Annotated in this window: 3 protein-coding genes and 1 pseudogene; all 4 read right to left on the reverse strand. The window is 64.0% G+C overall.

The window, feature by feature from the left end; all coding sequences use genetic code 11:
• Positions 1 to 444: 444 nt before the first annotated feature.
• Entirely contained in the window at positions 445 to 1,392 is a 948-nt protein-coding gene (gene arcC / locus B5F22_RS11745) for a carbamate kinase (protein ID WP_087392696.1), read from the reverse strand.
• Positions 1,389 to 2,381, reverse strand: coding sequence for an ornithine carbamoyltransferase (gene argF / locus B5F22_RS11750; RefSeq protein ID WP_087234408.1), 993 nt, complete (start codon positions 2,379 to 2,381; stop codon positions 1,389 to 1,391). The genes arcC and argF overlap by 4 nt, the downstream gene beginning before the upstream one ends.
• A 26-nt stretch (positions 2,382 to 2,407) precedes the next feature.
• On the reverse strand, positions 2,408 to 3,628 hold the full coding sequence (gene arcA, locus B5F22_RS11755) for an arginine deiminase (protein ID WP_087392697.1): 1,221 nt from the start codon (positions 3,626 to 3,628) through the stop codon (positions 2,408 to 2,410).
• A gap of 133 nt (positions 3,629 to 3,761) precedes the next feature.
• A pseudogene (locus B5F22_RS11760) lies at positions 3,762 to 4,996 on the reverse strand (hypothetical protein); the annotation flags it as partial.

The raw sequence follows: 4,996 nt of genomic DNA on the forward strand, positions 1-4,996 counted from the left end.
CTGGGGGATTCGGGAGGGGCAAGCCCCTCCCCTACACCCAACAACGCAAGAAATTCGGCAATGTTCAGGGGCTTTTTGCGCCCGGCCCCCGGCAACTGGGAACAGTTGCATACCAGGGTAAGGCTCTGGGGGTAGAAGTGCTCTCTGTCAGAGAAGCAGGCACCTTCTGTAGAATGTCCACGCCATCTATGTGACATGAACTAGGCCAAGGGCCGAACAGAGAAGAGCGCAGGCGCACCCCCCGTATCGGCGGGGTGGATTCCACAAGGCGGGGGAAGGCCCCGCCTTTGGCGATTCTTTCCCCGATTTCTCATCGGGGAGAAATCGGGCCCAGCGGAGCGTCCCCGGCGTGGACGGTGGTTTTCACCACAGAAATCGGAGAAGAACAGGCCCTCTCGGTCAGCTTTTGGGCAGATGACTCCCTTCATGCAAGGGGGCCATTTGTCAGGCCGTCACCCGGGTGCCGCACTTTCCCGCCAGGGCCTCCAGCCCCCGGTCCAGGCTGGTGATGATGGCGGTCCGGCCCCGGGCGGAGCGGGCAAACTGAATGGCCGCTTTCACCTTGGGCAGCATGGAGCCCTCCCCAAAGTGCCCCTGGTGGGCGTACTGCTCCAGGGTCTCCGCCTTCACCTCGCCCAGGTCCTCCTGTTGGGGGGTACCGAAGTGGAGGGCCACAGCGGGCACCTCGGTGAGAATCATCAGCACGTCCGCCTCCATCTCAATGCCCAGACGGCAGGCGGCCAGGTCCTTGTCGATGACGGCGGCCACCCCTTCCAGGTGTCCGTCCGCCCCCTCCACCACCGGCACGCCCCCGCCGCCGCAGGCGATGGTGATGGTGGTGTTCCACAGCCTTTTCATGGTTCCAATCTCCACAATGCGCTGCGGGCTTGGCGAGGGCACCACCCGGCGGTACCCCCGCTGGCCGTCTTGGCGCATGTGATAGCCCCGCTCCCGGGTGAGGGTGTCCGCCTGGGCCTGGGTGTAAAAGGGCCCGATGGGCTTGGTGGGGTTGGAAAAGGCGGGGTCCTGGGGGTCCACCACCACTTGAGTCACCACCGTCACAACTGGGATGTTCTTACCCTGGGCCCGCAGGGCGGCGGTGAGGGTTTGCTGGATGTGGTAGCCGATATACCCCTGGCTCATGGCCCCGCACACGTCAAAGGGCATGGGGGGCGTCACGTCACGGGCGGTCTCGCTGGCCAGGAGGATGCGCCCCACCTGGGGGCCGTTTCCGTGGACGATGGCCAGCTCATACCCGGATACCGACAGCTGGGACAGCTGCTGGGCGGTGCGCTGGAGCACCTGGTGTTGAGACTGGGCGGTGGGGGGGAGCTGTTTGTCCTCCAGGGCGTTGCCCCCCAGGGCCACCACCACTTTGGTGGCCCCCCTCATAGGGTTGCCACCAGAATGGCACGGATGGCGTGCATCCGGTTTTCCGCCTCGTCAAACACCACCGAGTGACGGGAGCGGAACACCTCGTCGGTGACCTCCCGGATGTCCACCCCCTTGTCCATCCACTCCTTGGCCAGCTTGGTGTCGAAGTTGTGGAAGGAGGGCAGGCAGTGCATGAAGATCACCTCGGGATTCCCCGTGGCGGCCAGCATGGTGTGGTCGATGCGGTAGGGGGTGAGCAGCTTGGCCCGCTGAGGGATGAGCTCCTCCTCCCCCATGGAGGCCCAGATGTCCGAGTAGAGCACGTCCGCCCCCTTCAACGCGTTGGGGTCGCAGGTCAGGGTGATGTTGGCCCCGGAGATGGCCCCCTCCTGCTTGCAGGCCTCCAAAATGGTCTTGTCCGCCCCGTCAATGAGCTCCTGGGGCCCGTAGCCCACAAAGTCCACCCCCATCTTGCAGCAGCCGAACATCCAGGCATAGCACATGTTGTTGCGCACGTCCCCCACAAACACCACTTTGCAGTCCTTGAGAGGCTTGTTGATGTGCTCCTCCATGGTCATCATGTCTGCGATGATCTGGGTGGGGTGGTCCAGGTCGGTGAGGCCGTTGTACACCGGCACCCCGGAGTATTTGGCCAGGGTCTCCACGTTGGCCTGGTCGTAGCCCCGGTACTCGATGCCGTCAAAAAAGCGGCCCAGTACCTTGGCGGTGTCCTCCATGGACTCCTTTTTCCCCATCTGGGAGGAGCCGGGGTCCAGGTAGGTCACCCGGCCCCCCTCCTCGGCCATGGCTACCTCGAAGGAGCAGCGGGTGCGGGTGGAGGTCTTTTCAAAGAGCAGCACGATGTGCTTGCCCTTCAAAGCCTCCCCGTGGAGTCCCATCTGCCGCTTGGCCTTCAGGGAATGGCCCAGGTCCAACAGGTAGCGGATTTCCTGGGCGGAGAGGTCCATGAGGGTGAGGAAGGATTTGCCTTTTAGATTGACTGCCATGGTTGTGATCTCCTTTGCAACATAGATTAGATGGCGCCCCGTACCAGGGGCATGGTCATACACCGGGGGCCGCCCCGGCCCCGGGATAGCTCGCTGCTGGGAATGGTGAGCACCTCAATGCCCGCCTCCTCCATGACCCGGTTGGTGACATGGTTGCGGGAGTAGGCCACCACCCGGCCGGGGGCCAGACAGAAGGTGTTGGAGCCGTCGTTCCACTGCTCCCGGGCGGCGTCGATCACCGAGTTGCCGCCGCACTTGAGGAGGGTGACGGAGTCCAAGTTCAAATGCTCTTTCAGGATGTTTTCCAGGCTGTCCTCCTCCTCGGTGATGGACAGGTGGGACCCCTCCTCCAGCTCCAGCACGAAGAGGCGCAGGTGGGAGGAAATGCCCGGGTGCATGGTGAATTTGTCGTGGTCCACCATGGTAAACACCGTGTCCAGGTGCATGAAGGCCCGGTTTTTGGGGATGTCAAAGGCCAGCACCTTGGTAAAGCCCACCTGGGGGGAGAGAAGCCGTTTGGCCAGCTGTTCAATGGCCCAGGGCTGGGTGCGCTGGGAGATGCCGATGGCCACCACCTGGGGGGAGAGCACCAGGATGTCGCCCCCCTCCATGGAGGCGGGGGCGGCCCGGTCGTAGTACACCGGGGTGCCCTTGTACTGGGGGTGGTGGGCGAAGATATACTGGGCGAAGAGGGTCTCCCGCCGCCGGGTGACGGTGTGCATTCGGTGGATGGTTACCCCGTTGCCCATGGCGGCGAAGGGGTCCCGGGTAAAGTACAGGTTGGGGATGGGGTCCAGGACAAAGGGATAGTCGTCTTCCAGGTAGTCGGTGAGGTTTTTCCGCCCGTAGCCCCGCACCTGGGCCTTGCGCAGCCCCGCCATCATGGCCGAGACCATGTTGTGGGTGGACATGGACAGAAAGTGGTCGGCGATCATGGCGGTGCGCTTGGTGCCCCGCACCCCCGCCTCGGCGATATACGCCCGGACAAACTGCTCCTTCACCGCTCCGTCGGTGAGGGACTCGCTCACCAGGTCGGTGAGGTACACCACCTCCACGCCGTTGTCCCGCAGCAGCCCACAGAAGGCGTCGTGCTCCTCCTGGGCGATTTTCAGATAGGGGATGTCGTCGAAGAGCAGGCGCTCCAGATACTCCGGCATCAGGTTTTCCAGCTCGCCCCCGGGGCGGTGGAGCAGCACCCGCTTCAAGGGGCCAATTTCGCTTTTGATGTCAATGGCCGGCTGACCCATGCAATCACTCCTTTGGGTTTCACTTGCATGGATAGGGTTTCCCATGGGAGAAAAAGTATGCAAAAAAAATCCTGTGGCCCTCTTTTGAGGGCCACAGGAAATGATCAGGGGAATATGGGGAGATGCGGAACGATTAGCGGCGGCGGCGACGGACAGCCACTGCGCCGACTCCAGCCAGGGCCAGCACGCACACCGCCAGGATACCCACATACACAGTCAGGTGGCTGTGGTCGCCGGTGGACGGGACAGTGCTGCCGGCCTGGGGCTGGGTGCTGGGCTGGGTGCTGGGCTCAGTGCCAGGCTCAGTGCCAGGCTCAGTGCCAGTGGCGGGAATGGTCTCCGTGGCACCCAGGGCGCCGCACACGGTGCATTCCTGGTGACGGCTGCCTGCCTGGGTGGCAGTGGGCTCCTGGTCCACCACCCACTCATAGGAGTGGCCCAGAGCCGCCACGGGGGTGTCGGTGTAGGTGTCACCGCACACCGAGCAGGTGTGGGTGGTGTATCCATCCTGGGTGCAGGTGGGGGCGGTGACTGTGTCCACATAGTGGTGGCTGGCGGGGATCACCTCATCCCGGGTCTCGCCGCAGACGGTGCAGGTGTAGCGCATGGTGCCGCTTTCTGTGCAAGTGGCGGGGGTGATGACAGTGCCCTGGTCCCAGGTGTGGCCGGTGGCGGGGATGGTCTGGACATCGGTGACGGCATCGCACTGAGAGCAGTGGATGGACTTGCTGCCGTCCTGAGTGCAGGTGGGAGCCTGATCCACGGTGTAATCATCCTCCCAGGAGTGGCCGGTGGGATCGACGCCCCGGGTCTCGGTATAGCCGCAGACGGAGCAGGAGCGCTGCTCACTGCCGCTCTGGGTGCAGGTGGGAGAGGTGACGGTGGTCCAGGGGCCAAAGGTGTGACCGGTGGCGGGAATCACCTCGTCCCGGGTCTCGCCGCAGACGGTGCAGGTGTAGCGCATGGTGCCGTTTTCTGTGCAGGTGGCAGGGGTGAGGACAGTGCCCTGGTCCCAGGTGTGACCAGTGGCGGGGATCACCTCATCCCGGGTCTCGCCGCAGACGGTGCAGGTGTAGCGCATGGTGCCGTTTTCCGTGCAGGTGGCGGGGGTGAGGACAGTGCCCTGGTCCCAGGTGTGACCAGTGGCGGGAATCACCTCATCCCGGGTCTCGCCGCAGACGGTGCAGGTGTAGCGCATGGTGCCGTTTTCCGTGCAAGTGGCGGGGGTGAGGACAGTGCCCTGGTCCCAGGTGTGGCCAGTGGCGGGGATGGTCTGGACATCGGTGACGGCATCGCACTGAGAGCAGTGGATGGACTTGCTGCCGTCCTGAGTGCAGGTGGGAGCCTGATCCACGGTGTAATCATCCT

This window comes from Pseudoflavonifractor sp. An187 (assembly GCF_002160275.1).
In the GTDB taxonomy this organism is placed as follows: domain Bacteria; phylum Bacillota; class Clostridia; order Oscillospirales; family Oscillospiraceae; genus Enterenecus; species Enterenecus faecium.

Excerpts from the sequence above, each read along its gene's own strand:
- arcC (WP_087392696.1), bottom strand. The coding sequence starts at position 1,392 with ATGAGGGGGGCCACCAAAGTGGTGGTGGCCCTGGGGGGCAACGCCCTG.
- argF (WP_087234408.1), bottom strand. The coding sequence starts at position 2,381 with ATGGCAGTCAATCTAAAAGGCAAATCCTTCCTCACCCTCATGGACCTC.
- arcA (WP_087392697.1), bottom strand. The coding sequence starts at position 3,628 with ATGGGTCAGCCGGCCATTGACATCAAAAGCGAAATTGGCCCCTTGAAG.